Origin of the sequence: Bacillus sp. SG20033 (assembly GCF_044570195.1) — a bacterium.
In the GTDB taxonomy this organism is placed as follows: domain Bacteria; phylum Bacillota; class Bacilli; order Bacillales; family Bacillaceae; genus Bacillus; species Bacillus subtilis.
This window is the reverse complement of the sequence record NZ_CP172606.1, coordinates 2,445,091-2,464,919: the sequence shown is the minus strand read 5'-3', so window position 1 is coordinate 2,464,919 and position 19,829 is coordinate 2,445,091. Positions and strand designations below refer to the sequence as shown.

Below are 19,829 nucleotides of genomic sequence, written 5' to 3'. Positions count from 1 at the left end.
AAAAAAGGAAAAAAAGGAATATTTGTTCGGTAAATCACCTTAAATCCTTGACGAGCAAGGGATTGACGCTTTAAAATGCTTGATATGGTTTTTTATATGTGTTACTCTACATACAGAAATTCTTCACTTTGTTGGACAAACATTCCTCAGAGTGCAGTTTTTCTTAAAAAGCCGTTTAATTGTCTTTCTCTTACTTGCTCTCATTTTTTTCTGAGACAGGTTTAGAATCAGACTGAACTGTGAAGAAATGATAATAAACGAACTGAATGTATCCTTTTGGGAGGAGGTGAAAGGCATGAACAAAACAGAACTTATCAATGCGGTTGCTGAAGCAAGCGAATTGTCTAAAAAAGACGCTACAAAAGCAGTTGACTCTGTTTTTGATACGATCTTAGATGCACTTAAAAACGGTGATAAAATCCAACTGATCGGTTTTGGTAACTTCGAGGTGCGTGAACGTTCTGCACGTAAAGGACGCAACCCTCAAACAGGTGAAGAAATCGAAATTCCAGCAAGCAAAGTACCTGCTTTCAAACCAGGTAAAGCGCTTAAAGACGCAGTTGCCGGAAAATAATTGTGAATATAGATCGTGTATGCATCTAGCTTACATACACTTTATTTCTTCACAGAAAAGCCCCTTTCTAAGGGGCTTTTCATATTTCAAGAGCATGGGCTTCCTGACAGGGCATTCACTTTGCTTTTAGCGGGACATATGTGCTAGAATCGAAATTAAATGTATTCATTGGTGGAGGACATAGAACATGAAAGAAGTTAATAAAGAGCAAATCGAACAAGCTGTTCGTCAAATTTTAGAAGCGATCGGAGAAGACCCGAATAGAGAAGGGCTTCTTGATACTCCGAAAAGAGTCGCAAAGATGTATGCCGAAGTATTCTCCGGCTTGAATGAAGATCCAAAAGAACATTTCCAGACTATCTTCGGTGAAAACCATGAGGAGCTTGTTCTTGTAAAAGATATCGCGTTTCATTCTATGTGTGAGCATCACCTTGTTCCCTTTTATGGAAAAGCACATGTTGCATATATCCCGCGAGGCGGAAAGGTCACAGGACTCAGCAAACTGGCACGTGCCGTTGAAGCCGTTGCAAAGCGTCCGCAGCTTCAGGAACGCATCACTTCTACAATTGCAGAAAGCATCGTAGAAACGCTTGATCCGCATGGCGTAATGGTAGTGGTTGAAGCGGAACACATGTGCATGACGATGCGCGGTGTAAGAAAACCGGGTGCGAAAACTGTGACTTCAGCAGTCAGAGGCGTTTTTAAAGATGATGCCGCTGCCCGTGCAGAAGTATTGGAACATATTAAACGCCAGGACTAATAAAGATAGAGGGTGCTATAAATGAACCAAAAGCATTCAAGTGATTTTGTCGTCATTAAAGCCGTTGAGGACGGAGTGAATGTGATCGGCCTGACAAGAGGAACAGACACAAAGTTTCACCATTCCGAAAAACTCGACAAGGGAGAAGTGATCATCGCTCAGTTTACAGAGCATACTTCTGCCATTAAAGTCAGAGGAGAGGCACTGATTCAAACCGCGTACGGAGAAATGAAAAGCGAAAAAAAATAAGCTGGCTGTCCCCGCTGTTAAAAGCAAATGCTCGCAAACAGCGGGAGGATACAGCCAATTTCTTTTTTTTATGCTATAATGATACCTGCGTAAGCGAATGAAAAGATAAAACTCATACATAGATTAAGAAATAAATGTGAATTTGGGGACAAGGGTGATATTTTTGCAAGACATCTACGGAACTTTAGCCAATCTGAACACGAAATTAAAACAAAAGCTGTCTCATCCTTATTTAGCGAAGCATATTTCTGCGCCGAAAATTGATGAGGATAAGCTTCTTCTTTTTCATGCTTTATTTGAAGAAGCTGACATAAAAAACAACGACAGAGAAAATTATATTGTAACAGCGATGCTTGTACAAAGCGCCCTTGATACCCATGATGAAGTGACGACAGCTAGAGTCATAAAACGAGACGAAAACAAAAACCGCCAATTGACTGTTCTCGCGGGCGATTATTTCAGCGGGCTGTACTACTCTTTACTATCTGAAATGAAGGATATCTACATGATTCGGACGCTTGCTACAGCTATCAAAGAAATCAATGAACATAAAATTCGCCTATATGACCGTTCTTTCAAGGACGAAAACGATTTTTTCGAAAGTGTCGGCATCGTTGAATCAGCTTTATTCCATCGTGTGGCAGAACACTTCAACCTTCCGCGCTGGAAAAAGCTGTCGAGTGATTTTTTTGTATTTAAGCGGCTTATGAACGGGAATGATACATTTCTGGATGTGATCGGCAGTTTTATACAGCTTGGAAAAACAAAAGAAGAGATATTAGAAGATTGTTTTAAAAAAGCGAAAAACAGCGTTGAGTCACTTTTGCCTCTAAATTCTCCTATTCAGAACATTTTATTAAACCGTCTGAAGACAATCAGCCAAGATCAAACCTATCATCAGAAAGTGGAAGAAGGGTAAACCATTATGCAGGACTCAAAAGAACAGCGCGTACACGGAGTATTTGAAAAAATATATAAAAACTATGACCAAATGAACTCTGTCATCAGTTTTCAGCAGCATAAAAAATGGCGCGATAAAACGATGCGCATCATGGATGTAAAAGAAGGCGCCAAAGCACTCGATGTATGCTGCGGAACGGCTGACTGGACGATCGCTCTTGCGAAAGCGGCCGGCAAAAGCGGCGAGATCAAGGGCTTGGATTTCAGTGAAAATATGCTGAGTGTCGGCCAGCAGAAAGTAAAAGACGGCGGATTCAGCCAAATCGAACTGCTGCATGGAAATGCGATGGAGCTTCCTTTTGATGATGATACATTTGATTATGTCACCATTGGCTTCGGACTCCGCAACGTCCCTGATTACTTAACTGTATTGAAAGAGATGAGACGTGTAGTGAAGCCGGGCGGCCAGGTTGTATGTCTGGAAACGTCTCAACCGGAAATGTTCGGATTCAGACAGGCTTACTTTATGTACTTTAAGTACATTATGCCGTTTTTCGGAAAACTGTTTGCGAAGAGCTATAAAGAATATTCTTGGCTTCAAGAATCAGCCAGAGAATTCCCTGGAATGAAGGAATTGGCAGGCCTGTTTGAAGAGGCGGGCCTAAAAAATGTTAAATATCATTCGTTTACTGGCGGAGTCGCTGCCACGCATATCGGATGGAAATGAAAACACAGATGTTTGGGTGAATGATATGAAATTTAAAATGGCCTACTCTTTTTTAAATGACGATATTGATGTAATCGAAAGAGAACTTGAACAAACCGTACGTTCGGACTATCCGCTTTTAAGCGAGGCGGGGCTTCACCTGCTGCAGGCCGGAGGGAAACGTATTCGGCCTGTTTTCGTACTGCTTTCAGGCATGTTTGGCGATTACGATATTAATAAGATTAAATATGTGGCTGTCACTCTGGAAATGATTCACATGGCATCTTTGGTTCATGATGATGTCATTGATGATGCGGAGCTTCGCCGAGGGAAACCGACAATCAAAGCAAAGTGGGACAATCGTATTGCGATGTACACAGGCGATTATATGCTTGCGGGATCTCTTGAAATGATGACGAGAATTAACGAACCGAAAGCCCATAGGATTTTGTCGCAGACGATCGTTGAAGTTTGTCTAGGAGAGATCGAGCAGATCAAAGACAAATACAACATGGAACAAAACCTCAGAACATATCTCCGCCGTATTAAAAGAAAAACGGCTCTCTTGATCGCGGTCAGCTGCCAGCTCGGTGCCATTGCGTCTGGCGCTGATGAGAAGATTCATAAGGCGCTGTACTGGTTTGGATATTACGTCGGTATGTCTTACCAAATTATTGATGATATTCTTGATTTCACTTCAACTGAAGAAGAGCTGGGCAAACCCGTTGGAGGAGATTTGCTTCAAGGGAACGTCACATTGCCAGTGCTGTATGCCCTGAAAAATCCAGCATTAAAGAACCAGCTTAAATTGATTAACAGTGAGACAACGCAGGAACAGCTTGAACCAATCATTGAAGAAATCAAAAAAACGGATGCCATTGAAGCATCTATGGCAGTAAGCGAAATGTATTTGCAGAAAGCTTTCCAGAAATTAAATACGCTTCCCAGAGGGCGCGCGCGCTCGTCTCTTGCAGCCATCGCAAAATATATCGGTAAAAGAAAATTTTAATTTTTGTAGATATTAAGAAATTTCTCCGCCCCGGATTGATTAATTATCAGAAAGATGTTACGATTTCGGTGTGCAGTGTGAAAGCCTATACATACATAATGATGGGGTGGAGAATATGATGGAAAAGACTTTTATCATGGTGAAACCAGACGGTGTCCAACGTCAGCTCATTGGGGACATTTTATCTAGATTCGAACGTAAGGGCTTACAATTAGCTGGTGCCAAGTTAATGAGAGTGACTGAACAAATGGCTGAGAAACACTACGCCGAACATCAAGGGAAGCCTTTCTTCGGAGAGCTCGTTGAGTTTATTACTTCAGGACCTGTATTCGCAATGGTGTGGGAAGGCGAAAATGTCATTGAAGTGACGAGACAGCTGATCGGAAAGACAAATCCTAAAGAAGCTTTACCTGGTACGATTCGGGGAGATTATGGCATGTTTGTCGGGAAAAACATCATCCACGGCTCTGATTCTCTCGAAAGTGCAGAACGCGAGATTAACATTTTCTTTAAGAATGAAGAATTAGTATCATATCAGCAGCTTATGGCAGGCTGGATCTATTAATCATTGTGAAAATAAGTAACAGAGCCGGCATCATATAACGCCGCCGGTTTTTGATCTGTTTTGTAAAGGTTTACATTAAAGTGAATAAAGGGTTGAATGGCAGTGTGCATCAGACCTCTGCCTTTCCCAACGATCTAAAATCAGCTGAAAAGCTGATTTTTTTATTGAAACAATACAATTTCCTGATAAAACAAGCTATACTAGGACAAAAAGACAGCGAGACTGGGAGAGTAGAGATGGATACATACAGCGTATTTACAACGAAATGGAAACAATTAACCGGAGTCGATTTGACACTATATAAAGAAGCACAAATGAAGAGAAGGCTAACGTCACTTTATGAGAAAAAGGGGTTCCAAAGCTTTAAGGACTTTGCGGCGGCATTGGAAAAGGATCAAGCTCTCTTAAATGAAACATTGGACAGAATGACGATCAATGTTTCAGAATTTTATCGTAATTATAAAAGGTGGGAAGTTCTTGAGACTGCAATTCTGCCGTTAATCAAGACCTCTAGGCCTTTAAAGATTTGGAGTGCCGCCTGCTCAACGGGGGAGGAGCCATACACGCTTGCCATGCTTTTGGACCAGCAAAAAGGTCTTCCGGGCTATCAGATTTTGGCGACGGATATTGATGAAAAAGCATTGGAAAAAGCGAAAAAAGGCGTTTATCAGGAGCGGTCTTTACAGGAAGTGCCGCTATCTGTGAAAGATCGTTATTTTACGCAAAACGCAAATAGAAGTTATGAAGTAAAACCGGAAATCAAAAAGAATATTACATTCAAAAAGCACAATTTGCTGGCGGATCGTTATGAACAAGACTTTGACTTAATCGTGTGCCGTAATGTATTTATTTATTTTACAGAAAGCGCGAAGGAAGAGCTGTATTTAAAAATGGCACATAGCTTGAAGAAGAATGGAGTTCTTTTTGTCGGCAGCACCGAGCAAATCTTCAACCCCGAGAAATTTGGCCTAGTCCCAGCCGATACATTCTTTTATCAAAAAAGATAGACTGACTTTTTGCTGAAAAATATGTTATAGTAGTCTTACTTAAAAGCGTTAATGCGATGAAGGGAGAAGAAGTCATGAGATATTTAACAGCCGGAGAATCACACGGCCCCCAACTGACAACCATTATTGAGGGTGTACCTGCCGGGCTTTACATAACGGAGGAAGATATCAATTTTGAGCTTGCCAGACGCCAAAAAGGACACGGCCGCGGCCGCCGCATGCAGATCGAAAAAGACCAGGCCAAAATTATGAGCGGGGTGCGCCATGCACGTACACTCGGTTCACCAATTGCTCTCGTAGTTGAAAATAACGATTGGAAGCATTGGACAAAAATCATGGGCGCCGCTCCAATTACAGAAGATGAAGAAAAGGAAATGAAGCGCCAGATTTCCAGACCGAGACCTGGGCACGCTGACTTAAACGGTGCAATTAAATATAATCATCGTGATATGAGAAATGTGCTTGAGCGTTCTTCAGCAAGGGAAACAACTGTCAGAGTGGCGGCAGGGGCTGTAGCTAAAAAGATTCTTTCTGAGCTTGGCATTAAGGTGGCGGGCCACGTGTTGCAAATTGGCGCTGTTAAAGCTGAAAAAACAGAATATACGTCAATTGAAGACCTGCAGCGCGTAACGGAAGAGTCTCCTGTCAGATGCTACGATGAAGAGGCAGGCAAAAAAATGATGGCTGCCATTGATGAAGCAAAGGCAAACGGAGATTCCATCGGCGGAATAGTAGAAGTCATTGTCGAGGGAATGCCCGTAGGCGTGGGCAGCTATGTCCATTATGACCGCAAGCTGGACAGCAAGCTTGCTGCCGCTGTACTGTCAATTAATGCATTTAAAGGTGTGGAATTCGGGATCGGATTTGAGGCGGCAGGCCGAAATGGAAGCGAAGTCCATGACGAGATCATTTGGGACGAGGAAAAAGGATACACCCGTGCTACTAACAGACTTGGCGGACTGGAAGGCGGCATGACGACAGGGATGCCGATTGTTGTCCGCGGAGTCATGAAGCCGATTCCGACTTTGTATAAACCGCTGAAAAGTGTTGATATTGAAACGAAAGAACCGTTTTCTGCCAGCATTGAACGTTCAGACAGCTGTGCTGTTCCTGCGGCAAGTGTAGTCGCTGAAGCGGCTGTCGCTTGGGAAATTGCGAACGCAGTCGTTGAACAATTCGGATTAGATCAAATTGACCGCATTAGAGAAAATGTGGAGAATATGAGAAAACTGTCGAGGGAATTTTAATGAAGACACTGCATGTTCAAACTGCTTCCTCGTCATATCCTGTTTTTATCGGACAAGGTATCAGAAAAAAGGCTTGCGAACTATTAACCTCTTTAAACAGGCCTTTAACAAGGATTATGCTTGTCACGGATGAAGAAGTGGACCGCCTGTATGGTGATGAAATGCTCCATTTGCTGCAAGAAAAATGGCCTGTGAAAAAAGTGACGGTACCGAGTGGAGAGCAGGCAAAATCCATGGACATGTACACAAAGCTGCAGAGTGAAGCGATTCGATTTCATATGGATCGCTCCTCATGCATCATCGCTTTTGGAGGCGGTGTTGTAGGAGATCTTGCCGGTTTTGTGGCTGCCACTTTTATGCGCGGCATTGATTTCATCCAAATGCCTACGACGCTCTTGGCGCATGACAGTGCAGTCGGAGGAAAAGTAGCCGTGAACCATCCGCTTGGAAAAAATCTAATCGGTGCGTTTTATCAGCCGAAAGCCGTGCTCTATGATACAGATTTCCTGCGTTCTCTGCCTGAAAAAGAGCTTCGGTCCGGAATGGCAGAAGTGATAAAACACGCTTTTATCTATGACAGAGCGTTTCTGGAGGAGCTGCTGAATATCCACTCACTCCGTGATATCACCAATGATCAGCTGAATGACATGATTTTTAAAGGCATTTCAATTAAAGCGTCTGTCGTTCAGCAGGATGAAAAAGAAGAGGGGATAAGAGCTTACTTAAACTTCGGGCATACGCTCGGTCATGCCGTTGAGGCGGAATATGGATACGGGCAGATCACTCACGGTGATGCCGTAGCCCTCGGAATGCAGTTTGCTTTATATATAAGCGAAAAGACTGTAGGCTGTGAAATGGACAGAAAACGTTTGGTCAGCTGGCTAAAAAGCCTGGGTTATCCAAGTCAAATCAGAAAAGAGACGGAAACTTCGGTTCTCTTGGACCGTATGATGAATGATAAGAAAACCCGTGGCGGGAAGATTCAGTTTATTGTGCTCAACGAATTAGGGAAAGTTGCTGATCATACATTTTCCAGAAATGAACTTGAGAGCTGGCTGAACAAATGGCGATTGGAGGAGACATCATGATGATTCGCGGAATTCGCGGAGCAACTACAGTTGAACGGGATACTGAAGAAGAAATTTTACAAAAAACAAAACAGCTGTTAGAGAAAATCATAGAAGAAAATCATACAAAACCGGAAGATGTTGTTCAAATGCTTCTTTCGGCTACACCTGATTTGCACGCTGTTTTCCCGGCAAAAGCTGTTCGCGAGCTTTCAGGATGGCAGTATGTACCGGTAACATGTATGCAGGAAATGGACGTAACAGGCGGTCTGAAAAAGTGCATAAGAGTCATGATGACCGTCCAGACAGATGTCCCTCAGGATCAGATCAGACATGTATATTTAGAAAAAGCCGTCGTATTGAGGCCCGATTTATCATTGACAAAAAATACTGAATTGTAATACGATAAGAATAGCTTAGAAATACACAAGAGTGTGTATAAAGCGATTAGAATGAGTTGAGTTAGAGAATAGGGTAGCAGAGAATGAGTTTAGTTGAGCTGAGACATGTATGTTTATTCTACCCAAAAGAAGTCTTTCTTTTGGGTTTATTTGTTATATAGTATTTTATCCTCTCATGCCATCTTCTCATTCTCCTTGCCATAAGGAGTGAGAGCAATGAATTTCCAATCAAACATTTCCGCATTTTTAGAGGACAGCTTGTCCCACCACACGATACCGATTGTGGAGACCTTCACAGTCGATACACTGACACCCATTCAAATGATAGAGAAGCTTGACAGGGAGATTACGTATCTTCTTGAAAGCAAGGACGATACTTCCACTTGGTCCAGATATTCGTTTATCGGCCTGAATCCATTTCTCACAATTAAAGAAGAGCAGGGCCGTTTTTCGGCCGCTGATCAGGACAGCAAATCTCTTTACACAGGAAATGAACTAAAAGAAGTGCTGAACTGGATGAATACCACATACAAAATCAAAACACCTGAGCTTGGCATTCCTTTTGTCGGCGGAGCTGTTGGGTACTTAAGCTATGATATGATCCCGCTGATTGAGCCTTCTGTTCCTTCGCATACCAAAGAAACAGACATGGAAAAGTGTATGCTGTTTGTTTGCCGGACATTAATTGCGTATGATCATGAAACCAAAAACGTTCACTTTATCCAATATGCAAGGCTCACTGGAGAGGAAACAGAAAACGAAAAAATGGATGTATTCCATCAAAATCATTTGGAGCTCCAAAATCTCATCGAAAAAATGATGGACCAAAAAAACATAAAAGAGCTGTTTCTCTCTGCTGATTCATACAAGACACCCAGCTTTGAGACGGTATCTTCTAATTATGAAAAATCGGCTTTTATGGCTGATGTAGAAAAAATCAAGGGCTATATAAAAGCAGGCGATATCTTCCAGGGTGTTTTATCACAAAAATTTGAGGTGCCGATAAAAGCAGATGCTTTTGAGTTATACCGAGTGCTTAGGATCGTCAATCCTTCTCCGTATATGTATTATATGAAACTGCAAGACAGAGAAATAGTCGGCAGCTCTCCGGAACGGTTAATCCACGTTCAGGACGGGCACTTGGAAATCCATCCGATTGCCGGTACGAGAAAACGCGGTGCAGACAAAGCCGAAGATGAGAGACTGAAAGTTGAGCTGATGAAGGATGAAAAAGAAAAAGCGGAGCATTACATGCTCGTTGATCTTGCACGAAACGATATCGGCAGAGTAGCAGAGTATGGGTCTGTTTCTGTGCCGGAGTTCACAAAAATTGTCTCCTTTTCACATGTCATGCATATTATCTCGGTGGTTACAGGCCAACTGAAAAAAGGGGTTCATCCCGTTGATGCACTGATGTCTGCTTTCCCGGCGGGGACTTTAACAGGCGCACCTAAAATCCGTGCCATGCAGCTTTTGCAAGAGCTCGAACCAACACCGAGAGAGACATACGGAGGGTGTATTGCCTACATTGGGTTTGATGGGAATATCGACTCTTGTATTACGATTCGCACGATGAGTGTAAAGAACGGTGTTGCATCGATACAGGCAGGTGCTGGCATTGTTGCTGATTCAGTTCCGGAAGCCGAATACGAAGAAAGCTGTAATAAAGCCGGTGCGCTGCTGAAAACGATTCATATTGCAGAAGACATGTTTCATAGCAAGGAGGATAAAGCTGATGAACAGATTTCTACAATTGTGCGTTGACGGAAAAACCCTTACTGCAAGTGAGGCTGAAACGTTGATGAATATGATGATGGCAGCGGAAATGACTCCTTCGGAAATGGGTGGTATATTGTCTATTCTTGCTCATCGGGGGGAGACGCCAGATGAGCTTGCGGGTTTTGTGAAGGCAATGCGGGCACACGCTCTTACAGTTGATGGACTTCCTGATATTGTTGATACATGCGGAACCGGGGGAGACGGTATTTCCACTTTTAATATTTCAACGGCCTCGGCAATTGTTGCCTCGGCAGCTGGCGCGAAAATCGCTAAGCATGGCAATCGCTCTGTCTCTTCTAAAAGCGGAAGCGCTGATGTTTTAGAGGAGCTAGAGGTTTCTATTCAAACCACTCCCGAAAAGGTCAAAAGCAGCATTGAAACAAACAACATGGGATTTCTTTTTGCGCCGCTTTACCATTCGTCTATGAAACATGTAGCAGGTACTAGAAAAGAGCTAGGTTTCAGAACGGTATTTAATCTGCTTGGGCCGCTCAGCAATCCTTTACAGGCGAAGCGTCAGGTGATTGGGGTCTATTCTGTTGAAAAAGCTGGACTGATGGCAAGCGCACTGGAGACATTTCAGCCGAAGCACGTCATGTTTGTATCAAGCCGTGACGGTTTAGATGAGCTTTCAATTACAGCACCGACCGACGTGATTGAATTAAAGGACGGAGAGCGCCGGGAATATACCGTTTCACCCGAAGATTTCGGTTTCACAAATGGCAGACTTGAAGATTTACAGGTGCAGTCACCGAAAGAGAGCGCCTATCTCATTCAGAATATTTTTGAAAATAAAAGCAGCAGTTCCGCTTTATCTATTACGGCTTTTAATGCGGGAGCTGCGATTTACACGGCGGGAATTACCGCCTCACTGAAGGAAGGAACGGAGCTGGCGTTAGAGACGATTACAAGCGGAGGCGCTGCTGCGCAGCTTGAACGACTAAAGCAGAAAGAGGAAGAGATCTATGCTTGAAAAAATCATCAAACAAAAGAAAGAAGAAGTGAAAACACTGGTTCTGCCGGTAGAGCAGCCTTTCGAGAAACGTTCATTTAAGGAGGCGCTGGCAAGCCCGAATCGGTTTATCGGGTTGATTGCCGAAGTGAAGAAAGCATCGCCGTCAAAAGGTCTTATTAAAGAGGATTTTGTGCCTGTGCAGATTGCAAAAGACTATGAGGCTGCGAAGGCAGATGCGATTTCCGTTTTAACAGACACCCCGTTTTTTCAAGGGGAAAACAGCTATTTATCAGACGTAAAGCGTGCTGTTTCGATTCCTGTACTTAGAAAAGATTTTATTATTGATTCTCTTCAAGTAGAGGAATCAAGAAGAATCGGAGCGGATGCCATATTGTTAATCGGCGAGGTGCTTGATCCCTTACACCTTCATGAATTATATCTTGAAGCAGGTGAAAAGGGGATGGACGTGTTAGTGGAGGTTCATGATGCATCAACGCTAGAACAAATATTGAAAGTGTTCACACCCGACATTCTCGGTGTAAATAATCGAAACCTAAAAACGTTTAAAACATCTGTAAAGCAGACAGAACAAATCGCATCTCTCGTTCCGAAAGAATCCTTGCTTGTCAGCGAAAGCGGAATTGGTTCTTTAGAACATTTAACATTTGTCAATGAACATGGGGCGCGAGCTGTACTTATCGGTGAATCATTGATGAGACAAACTTCTCAGCGTAAAGCAATCCATGCTTTGTTTGGGGAGTGAGGTTGTGAAGAAACCGGCATTAAAATATTGCGGTATTCGGTCACTAAAGGATTTGCAGCTTGCGGCGGAATCACAGGCTGATTACCTAGGATTTATTTTTGCTGAAAGCAAACGAAAAGTATCTCCGCAAGATGTGAAAAAATGGCTGAACCAAGCTCGTGTCGAAAAACAGGTTGCAGGTGTTTTTGTTAATGAATCAATAGAGACGATGTCACGTATTGCCAAGAGCTTGAAGCTCGACGTCATTCAGCTTCACGGTGATGAAAAACCGGCGGATGCTGATGCTCTTCGCAAGCTGACAGGCTGTGAAATATGGAAGGCGCTTCACCATCAAGGTAACACAACTCAAGAAATAGCCCGCTTTAAAGATAATGTTGACGGCTTTGTGATTGATTCATCTGTAAAAGGGTCTAGAGGCGGAACTGGTGTTGCATTTTCTTGGGAATGTGTGCCGGAATATCAGCATGCGGCTATTGGTAAACGCTGCTTTATCGCTGGCGGCGTGAATCCGGATAGCATCACAGGCCTATTGAAATGGCAGCCAGAAGGAATTGACCTTGCCAGCGGAATTGAAAAAAACGGACAAAAAGATCAGAATCTGATGAGGCTTTTAGAAGAAAGGATGAACCGATATGTATCCATATCCGAATGAAATAGGCAGATACGGTGATTTTGGCGGAAAGTTTGTTCCGGAAACACTCATGCAGCCGTTAGATGAAATAGAAACAGCATTTAAACAAATCAAGGATGATCCCGCTTTTCGTGAAGAGTATTATAAGCTGTTAAAGGACTATTCCGGACGGCCGACTGCATTAACATACGCTGATCGAGTCACTGAATACTTAGGCGGCGCGAAAATCTATTTGAAACGAGAAGATTTAAACCATACAGGTTCTCATAAAATCAATAATGCGCTAGGTCAAGCGCTGCTTGCTAAAAAAATGGGCAAAACGAAAATCATTGCTGAAACCGGTGCCGGCCAGCATGGTGTTGCCGCTGCAACAGTTGCAGCCAAATTCGGCTTTTCCTGTACTGTGTTTATGGGTGAAGAGGATGTTGCCCGCCAGTCTCTGAACGTTTTCCGCATGAAGCTTCTTGGAGCGGAGGTAGTGCCTGTAACAAGCGGAAACGGAACATTGAAGGATGCCACAAATGAGGCGATCCGGTACTGGGTTCAACATTGTGAGGATCACTTTTATATGATTGGATCAGTTGTCGGCCCGCATCCTTATCCGCAAGTGGTCCGTGAATTTCAAAAAATGATCGGAGAGGAAGCGAAGGATCAGTTGAAACGTATTGAAGGCACTCTGCCTGATAAAGTAGTGGCATGTGTAGGCGGAGGAAGCAATGCGATGGGTATGTTTCAGGCATTTTTAAATGAAGATGTTGAACTGATCGGCGCTGAAGCAGCAGGAAAAGGAATTGATACGCCTCTTCATGCTGCCACTATTTCGAAAGGAACCGTAGGGGTTATTCACGGTTCATTGACTTATCTCATTCAGGATGAGTTCGGGCAAATTATTGAGCCCTACTCTATTTCAGCCGGTCTCGACTATCCTGGAATCGGTCCGGAGCACGCATACTTGCATAAGAGCGGCCGTGTCACTTATGACAGTATCACCGATGAAGAAGCGGTGGATGCATTAAAGCTTTTGTCAGAAAAAGAGGGGATTTTGCCGGCAATCGAATCTGCCCATGCGTTAGCGAAAGCATTCAAACTCGCCAAAGGAATGGATCGCGGTCAACTCATTCTCGTCTGTTTATCAGGACGGGGAGACAAGGATGTCAACACATTAATGAATGTATTGGAAGAAGAGGTGAAAGCCCATGTTTAAATTGGATCTTCAACCATCAGAAAAATTGTTTATCCCGTTTATTACGGCGGGCGATCCAGTTCCTGAGGTTTCGATTGAACTGGCGAAGTCACTCCAAAAAGCAGGCGCCACAGCATTGGAGCTTGGTGTTGCATACTCTGACCCGCTTGCAGACGGTCCGGTGATCCAGCGGGCTTCAAAGCGGGCACTTGATCAAGGAATGAATATCGTAAAGGCAATCGAATTAGGCGGAGAAATGAAAAAAAACGGAGTGAATATTCCGATTATCCTCTTTACGTATTATAATCCTGTGTTACAATTGAACAAAGAATACTTTTTCGCTTTACTGCGGGAAAATCATATTGACGGTCTGCTTGTTCCGGATCTGCCATTAGAAGAAAGCAACAGCCTTCAAGAGGAATGTAAAAGCCATGAGGTGACGTATATTTCTTTGGTTGCGCCGACAAGCGAAAGCCGTTTGAAAACCATTATTGAACAAGCCGAGGGGTTCGTCTACTGTGTATCTTCTCTGGGTGTGACCGGTGTCCGCAATGAGTTCAATTCATCCGTGTACCCGTTCATTCGGACTGTGAAGAATCTCAGCACTGTTCCGGTTGCTGTAGGGTTCGGTATATCAAACCGTGAACAGGTCATAAAGATGAATGAAATTAGTGACGGTGTCGTAGTGGGAAGTGCGCTCGTCAGAAAAATAGAAGAATTAAAGGACCGGCTCATCAGCGCTGAAACGAGAAATCAGGCACTGCAGGAGTTTGAGGATTATGCAATGGCGTTTAGCGGCTTGTACAGTTTAAAATGAGGTGACTGATTTGCGTATCAAAGAACATTTAAAACAGCTGAAGCCTTATCAGCCTGGAAAGCCGATTGAAGCAGTGAAATCAGAATATGGCTTGGATAAAGTGGTGAAGCTTGCTTCAAACGAGAATCCTTACGGCTGTTCAGAGGCTGCAAAAGAGGCGCTTCATCATGAGATTCAACAGCTTGCCCTTTACCCGGACGGGTATAGCGCCGCTTTGCGGACAAGGCTCAGTAAGCACCTCAATGTCAGCGAAACATCACTTATTTTCGGCAACGGTTCTGATGAAATCATACAGATCATCTGCCGGGCATTTTTAAACGATAAAACAAACACGGTTACTGCTGCCTCCACTTTTCCGCAATATAAACATAATGCGGTCATTGAAGGTGCTGAAGTACGTGAAATTGCACTTCGTCCCGACGGCTCACATGATTTAGACGCCATGTTAGAAGCCATCGACGAACAGACACAAGTCGTTTGGATATGCAGCCCGAATAATCCGACTGGCACTTATACATCTGAAGGAGAATTACTCGCATTTCTGGAGCGCGTTCCTTCACGTGTCCTTGTTGTTCTTGACGAAGCATATTATGAATATGTAACAGCAGAGGATTACCCGGAAACCGTGCCGCTCTTAAGCAAGTATTCCAATTTGATGATTTTGCGCACATTTTCAAAGGCATACGGTCTGGCAGCGCTCAGAGTCGGATACGGAATTGCTGACGAGAACCTGATTCGCCAGATTGAGCCGGCGAGAGAGCCGTTTAATACGAGCCGTCTGGGCCAGGCTGCGGCGATTGCCGCTCTTGATGATCAAGCGTTTATTGCTTCCTGTATCGAGCAAAATAATGCAGGCCTTCAGCAGTATTATGATTTTGCGAAAACTCATGGTTTAAAGTGCTACCCTTCACAGACAAATTTTGTGTTAATTGACTTTAAACGTCCTGCTGATGAACTGTTTCAGGCTCTGCTGGAAAAAGGCTATATCGTCCGGTCAGGAAATGCATTAGGTTTCCCGACATCACTCCGGATTACGATCGGAACAAAAGAGCAAAATGAAGAAATACTTGCAATTTTAGATGAAATTTTATAAGAGGTGATCAAATATCACCTCTTTAGTCTATAAACCAGGTGATGACGTATGAATCAAATGAAAGATACAATATTGCTCGCCGGTCTCGGATTGATAGGCGGTTCGATTGCCCTAGCCATCAAAAAAAATCATCCCGGCAAACGGATTATCGGAATCGACATCTCTGATGAACAGGCGGTAGCGGCATTAAAATTAGGCGTGATAGACGATCGTGCTGATTCGTTTATTAGCGGTGCGAAAGAGGCAGCTACAGTAATCATTGCGACACCTGTCGAACAAACACTGGTTATGCTTGAAGAGCTGGCTCATTCAGGAATTGAACATGAGCTTTTGATTACGGATGTAGGAAGCACAAAGCAAAAAGTGGTTGATTACGCTGATCAAGTGCTGCCTAGCCGCTATCAATTTGTCGGAGGGCATCCGATGGCGGGTTCACATAAATCAGGAGTGGCCGCTGCGAAGGAGTTCCTGTTTGAAAATGCATTTTATATTTTAACGCCAAGCCAGAAAACAGACAAACAAGCTGTGGAACAGTTAAAAAAACTGCTGAAGGGGACAAATGCCCATTTTGTGGAAATGTCGCCTGAGGAGCATGATGGCGTTACAAGCGTAATCAGTCATTTTCCGCATATTGTAGCAGCTAGCCTTGTTCACCAAACCCATCATTCGGAAAACCTTTATCCGCTTGTTAAGCGTTTTGCTGCCGGCGGGTTCAGAGATATTACAAGGATTGCATCAAGCAGCCCGGCAATGTGGCGGGATATTTTATTACATAATAAAGATAAAATCTTAGACCGTTTTGATGAGTGGATTCGTGAAATTGACAAGATCCGTACATATGTAGAACAAGAAGATGCGGAAAATCTATTTCGTTATTTTAAAACCGCCAAGGATTATCGCGACGGGCTGCCGCTTCGGCAGAAGGGAGCGATACCTGCATTTTATGATTTATATGTGGATGTACCCGATCATCCGGGTGTGATATCCGAGATAACAGCGATTTTAGCTGCGGAACGCATCAGTATCACGAATATCCGCATTATCGAAACACGAGAAGATATTAACGGGATTTTAAGGATCAGTTTTCAGTCTGATGACGACCGCAAAAGGGCAGAACAATGCATTGAAGCCCGGGCGGAATATGAAACTTTTTATGCTGATTGAGGTGGAAAAAATGAAACGAGAAAAGGTGCAGACCTTACATGGAGAAATACATATTCCCGGTGATAAATCCATTTCTCACCGCTCTGTTATGTTTGGCGCGCTAGCGGCAGGCACAACAACAGTTAAAAACTTTCTGCCGGGAGCAGATTGTCTGAGCACGATTGATTGCTTTAGAAAAATGGGTGTTCACATTGAGCAAAGCGGCAGCGATGTCGTGATTCACGGAAAAGGAATCGATGCCCTGAAAGAGCCAGAAAGCCTTTTAGATGTCGGAAATTCAGGTACAACGATTCGCCTGATGCTCGGAATATTAGCGGGCCGTCCTTTTTACAGCGCGGTAGCCGGAGATGAGAGCATTGCGAAGCGCCCAATGAAGCGTGTGACTGAGCCTTTGAAAAAAATGGGGGCTAAAATCGACGGCAGAGCCGGCGGAGAATTTACACCGCTGTCAGTGAGCGGCGCTTCATTAAAAGGCATTGAATATGTATCACCTGTTGCAAGCGCGCAAATTAAATCTGCTGTTTTGCTGGCCGGATTACAGGCTGAGGGCACAACAACTGTCACAGAGCCCCATAAATCTCGGGACCACACTGAGCGGATGCTTTCTGCTTTTGGCGTTAAGCTTTCTGAAGATCAAACGAGTGTTTCCATTGCTGGTGGCCAGAAACTGACAGCTGCTGATATTTTTGTTCCTGGAGACATTTCTTCAGCCGCGTTTTTCCTTGCTGCTGGCGCGATGGTTCCAAACAGCAGAATTGTATTGAAAAACGTAGGTTTAAATCCGACTAGGACAGGTATTATTGATGTCCTTCAAAACATGGGGGCAAAACTTGAAATCAAACCATCTGCTGATAGCGGTGCAGAGCCTTATGGAGATTTGATTATAGAAACGTCATCTCTAAAGGCAGTTGAAATCGGAGGAGATATCATTCCGCGTTTAATTGATGAGATCCCTATCATCGCGCTTCTTGCGACTCAGGCGGAAGGAACCACCGTTATTAAGGACGCGGCAGAGCTAAAAGTGAAAGAAACAAACCGTATTGATACTGTTGTTTCTGAGCTTCGCAAGCTGGGTGCTGAAATTGAACCGACAGCAGATGGAATGAAGGTTTATGGCAAACAAACGTTGAAAGGCGGCGCTGCAGTGTCCAGCCACGGAGATCATCGAATCGGAATGATGCTTGGTATTGCTTCCTGTATAACGGAGGAGCCGATTGAAATCGAGCACACGGATGCCATTCACGTTTCTTATCCAACCTTCTTCGAGCATTTAAATAAGCTTTCGAAAAAATCCTGAAGTTTTACTTCAGGATTTTTTATGTAGATCATAATTTGAGGCAAAAAAACATAGCTTGTCTTATAGAGGGGATAGAAAAACGAAAAGGGGGGATGTGCTTTACTTACAAGCCGGCAGGTCAAAGAGCTGCTTTACTGTACAGAGGGCGATCTTCCTTTTTTCATTTTCTATCTCAAGATCTTTTGGTAAACTAATAAGACTCAATAATTCCCTTCCGTACAGAAGCATCTTATTTGCCGGGGGCATTCGTCTGAATTATGATAAGATTAACCCGAACAAATAAAGCTTTTTTGTATGGTTGATGTTGTATAGGAAAAGAAAGGACCGGTCCGATTTGAATACATTGATTCAAGAAGCCATAAAATTAGTTGAAGCAGGTGAAACAGAAAAAGGCCTCAACACGCTCTCGAAGGCTGAAAAACAGTTGCATGATGAAGATAAAGCCATTGCAGCCCAGCTTTATTACGAGTGGGGCGATGTAGAAAAAGCAATTTCACTGATTAGTGATCTACATGATTTATATCCAAATGAAACAGAACTGACGAATTTCTACGCTGAACTTTTAATAGATATTGACGAAGAAGAAAAAGCCCTCGCTGTGCTGGAGACTATTCCGGAAACAGATCCATCATATCCGGAAAGTTTGCTGCTTATGGCGGATCTTTATCAGATGCAGGGGTTATTCGAAGTCAGTGAACAAAAGCTTTTCCAAGCAAAGTCCATTCTGGACAATGAACCTGTTATTGATTTTGCACTGGGAGAACTTTACTTTGCTCAGGGAGCCTATGCAAAAGCGGTTCAATATTTTAAAACAACGGCTGAGGAGCAGGGGGAGATCGGAGGCGTTAATGTCCATCAAAGACTGGCAGAATCGTTAAGTGCCTCAGGTGAATTTGAGGATGCCATTCCATGGTACGAGAAAGCTGTCGATGAGAATCCTGATCCTAATACGATTTTCGGCTATGGTTTTACAGCCTTACAGGCGGGGCTTGTGAAAACAGCTATTAAGCAGCTGTCTGATTTAAAGGAGCTTGATCCATCTTATACTTCACTTTATATGCCGCTCTCGAAAAGCTATGAAGCTGAAGGAATGTATGAAGAGGCATTAAAAACGGCAAAAGAGGGTATCAGATATGATGAATATAACAAAGAACTTTTCCTTTATGCCGCCAAAATGGCCTTAAAAATCGGGAAGTCAGAAGAGGGGAAAAAGCTGCTTCAGGAGGCGCTTGCGCTTGATCCGGGCTTTGTCGAGGCGCTTCATACACTTCTTGCCGTGTATCACAAAGAAGAGGATTATGATCAGATCATTGATCTTATTCAAGAGGTTCGAAGCTACGGTGAAGAAGATCCGAAATACAATTGGTATCTTGCAAGCGCATATACTGAATTAGAGCAATACGAGGAAGCAAAACAATCCTTTGAGGCTGCCTATCTTCATTACCAGGAGGATAGAGATTTCTTATATGAATACGCAAGCTTCCTATTAGAAGAAGGCCTTCAAAAAGAAGCGCTGCCGCTTTTGAAAAAGGTTCTTGAAATGGACGGAGCCAATGAAGAGCTGGAAGAAACGATTTTGCGAATCGAGGATGAATTTTCTAGATAAGCAGGAATATTAACCATTCATGTGGAACATATAAGTATATAGATTATACGAACGAT

At 43.4% G+C, this 19,829-nt stretch carries 21 protein-coding genes; all 21 read left to right on the top strand.

The window, feature by feature from the left end:
* The first annotated feature begins 295 nt into the window (after window positions 1-295).
* The 21 genes from hbs (at window position 296) to ACFVP7_RS12820 (ending at window position 19,773) form a co-directional block, all read left to right on the top strand.
* Entirely contained in the window at window positions 296-574 is a 279-nt protein-coding gene (gene hbs / locus ACFVP7_RS12920) for a non-specific DNA-binding protein Hbs (protein WP_003153447.1), read from the top strand.
* Between the two features lie 187 nt (window positions 575-761).
* On the top strand, window positions 762-1,334 hold the full coding sequence (gene folE / locus ACFVP7_RS12915; protein ID WP_003225516.1) for a GTP cyclohydrolase I FolE: 573 nt from the start codon (window positions 762-764) through the stop codon (window positions 1,332-1,334).
* Between the two features lie 21 nt (window positions 1,335-1,355).
* Window positions 1,356-1,583, top strand: a complete 228-nt coding sequence (gene mtrB / locus ACFVP7_RS12910; protein WP_003230576.1) for a trp RNA-binding attenuation protein MtrB — start codon at window positions 1,356-1,358, stop codon at window positions 1,581-1,583.
* A gap of 163 nt (window positions 1,584-1,746) precedes the next feature.
* On the top strand, window positions 1,747-2,502 hold the full coding sequence (gene hepS, locus ACFVP7_RS12905) for a heptaprenyl diphosphate synthase component 1 (protein ID WP_014664416.1): 756 nt from the start codon (window positions 1,747-1,749) through the stop codon (window positions 2,500-2,502).
* Between the two features lie 6 nt (window positions 2,503-2,508).
* On the top strand, window positions 2,509-3,210 hold the full coding sequence (gene menG / locus ACFVP7_RS12900) for a demethylmenaquinone methyltransferase (RefSeq protein WP_071580461.1): 702 nt from the start codon (window positions 2,509-2,511) through the stop codon (window positions 3,208-3,210).
* A 25-nt stretch (window positions 3,211-3,235) separates the two neighbouring features.
* Window positions 3,236-4,198: a heptaprenyl diphosphate synthase component II gene (hepT, locus tag ACFVP7_RS12895; protein ID WP_003246013.1), complete on the top strand. Its 963-nt coding sequence runs from the start codon at window positions 3,236-3,238 to the stop codon at window positions 4,196-4,198.
* A gap of 115 nt (window positions 4,199-4,313) precedes the next feature.
* Window positions 4,314-4,763 carry a nucleoside-diphosphate kinase gene (gene ndk, locus ACFVP7_RS12890; protein ID WP_010886554.1) on the top strand — a complete coding sequence of 150 codons (450 nt, stop codon included), beginning with the start codon at window positions 4,314-4,316 and terminating at the stop codon, window positions 4,761-4,763.
* A 236-nt stretch (window positions 4,764-4,999) separates the two neighbouring features.
* Window positions 5,000-5,770 carry a protein-glutamate O-methyltransferase CheR gene (cheR, locus tag ACFVP7_RS12885; RefSeq protein ID WP_014477188.1) on the top strand — a complete coding sequence of 257 codons (771 nt, stop codon included), beginning with the start codon at window positions 5,000-5,002 and terminating at the stop codon, window positions 5,768-5,770.
* A gap of 74 nt (window positions 5,771-5,844) precedes the next feature.
* On the top strand, window positions 5,845-7,017 hold the full coding sequence (aroC, locus tag ACFVP7_RS12880; protein ID WP_004398727.1) for a chorismate synthase: 1,173 nt from the start codon (window positions 5,845-5,847) through the stop codon (window positions 7,015-7,017).
* Window positions 7,017-8,105 (top strand): 3-dehydroquinate synthase, encoded by a 1,089-nt coding sequence (gene aroB / locus ACFVP7_RS12875; RefSeq protein ID WP_021481545.1) that lies wholly within the window; start codon window positions 7,017-7,019, stop codon window positions 8,103-8,105. Before aroC ends, aroB begins: the two co-directional genes overlap by 1 nt.
* A complete protein-coding gene (gene aroH, locus ACFVP7_RS12870) occupies window positions 8,102-8,485 on the top strand; it encodes a chorismate mutase (RefSeq protein WP_004398675.1) in 384 nt (127 codons plus the stop codon). Before aroB ends, aroH begins: the two co-directional genes overlap by 4 nt.
* 216 nt (window positions 8,486-8,701) lie before the next feature.
* Window positions 8,702-10,249 (top strand): anthranilate synthase component I, encoded by a 1,548-nt coding sequence (trpE, locus tag ACFVP7_RS12865; protein ID WP_338730532.1) that lies wholly within the window; start codon window positions 8,702-8,704, stop codon window positions 10,247-10,249.
* Entirely contained in the window at window positions 10,221-11,237 is a 1,017-nt protein-coding gene (gene trpD / locus ACFVP7_RS12860; RefSeq protein ID WP_338730531.1) for an anthranilate phosphoribosyltransferase, read from the top strand. Before trpE ends, trpD begins: the two co-directional genes overlap by 29 nt.
* Window positions 11,230-11,982 (top strand): indole-3-glycerol phosphate synthase TrpC, encoded by a 753-nt coding sequence (gene trpC / locus ACFVP7_RS12855; protein ID WP_043857721.1) that lies wholly within the window; start codon window positions 11,230-11,232, stop codon window positions 11,980-11,982. The genes trpD and trpC overlap by 8 nt, the downstream gene beginning before the upstream one ends.
* 4 nt (window positions 11,983-11,986) lie before the next feature.
* Window positions 11,987-12,634 carry a phosphoribosylanthranilate isomerase gene (locus ACFVP7_RS12850; RefSeq protein ID WP_338730530.1) on the top strand — a complete coding sequence of 216 codons (648 nt, stop codon included), beginning with the start codon at window positions 11,987-11,989 and terminating at the stop codon, window positions 12,632-12,634.
* Window positions 12,615-13,817, top strand: coding sequence for a tryptophan synthase subunit beta (gene trpB, locus ACFVP7_RS12845; RefSeq protein WP_014480121.1), 1,203 nt, complete (start codon window positions 12,615-12,617; stop codon window positions 13,815-13,817). Before ACFVP7_RS12850 ends, trpB begins: the two co-directional genes overlap by 20 nt.
* A complete protein-coding gene (gene trpA / locus ACFVP7_RS12840) occupies window positions 13,810-14,613 on the top strand; it encodes a tryptophan synthase subunit alpha (RefSeq protein ID WP_003230608.1) in 804 nt (267 codons plus the stop codon). The genes trpB and trpA overlap by 8 nt, the downstream gene beginning before the upstream one ends.
* 10 nt (window positions 14,614-14,623) lie before the next feature.
* Window positions 14,624-15,706: a histidinol-phosphate transaminase gene (hisC, locus tag ACFVP7_RS12835; RefSeq protein WP_338730529.1), complete on the top strand. Its 1,083-nt coding sequence runs from the start codon at window positions 14,624-14,626 to the stop codon at window positions 15,704-15,706.
* Window positions 15,707-15,754: 48 nt separating this feature from the next.
* Window positions 15,755-16,870: a prephenate dehydrogenase gene (locus ACFVP7_RS12830; protein WP_285298696.1), complete on the top strand. Its 1,116-nt coding sequence runs from the start codon at window positions 15,755-15,757 to the stop codon at window positions 16,868-16,870.
* 10 nt (window positions 16,871-16,880) lie between these two features.
* Window positions 16,881-18,167, top strand: coding sequence for a 3-phosphoshikimate 1-carboxyvinyltransferase (gene aroA, locus ACFVP7_RS12825; RefSeq protein ID WP_015251819.1), 1,287 nt, complete (start codon window positions 16,881-16,883; stop codon window positions 18,165-18,167).
* Between the two features lie 334 nt (window positions 18,168-18,501).
* Window positions 18,502-19,773 carry a tetratricopeptide repeat protein gene (locus ACFVP7_RS12820; protein WP_338730528.1) on the top strand — a complete coding sequence of 424 codons (1,272 nt, stop codon included), beginning with the start codon at window positions 18,502-18,504 and terminating at the stop codon, window positions 19,771-19,773.
* Window positions 19,774-19,829 lie beyond the last annotated feature (56 nt).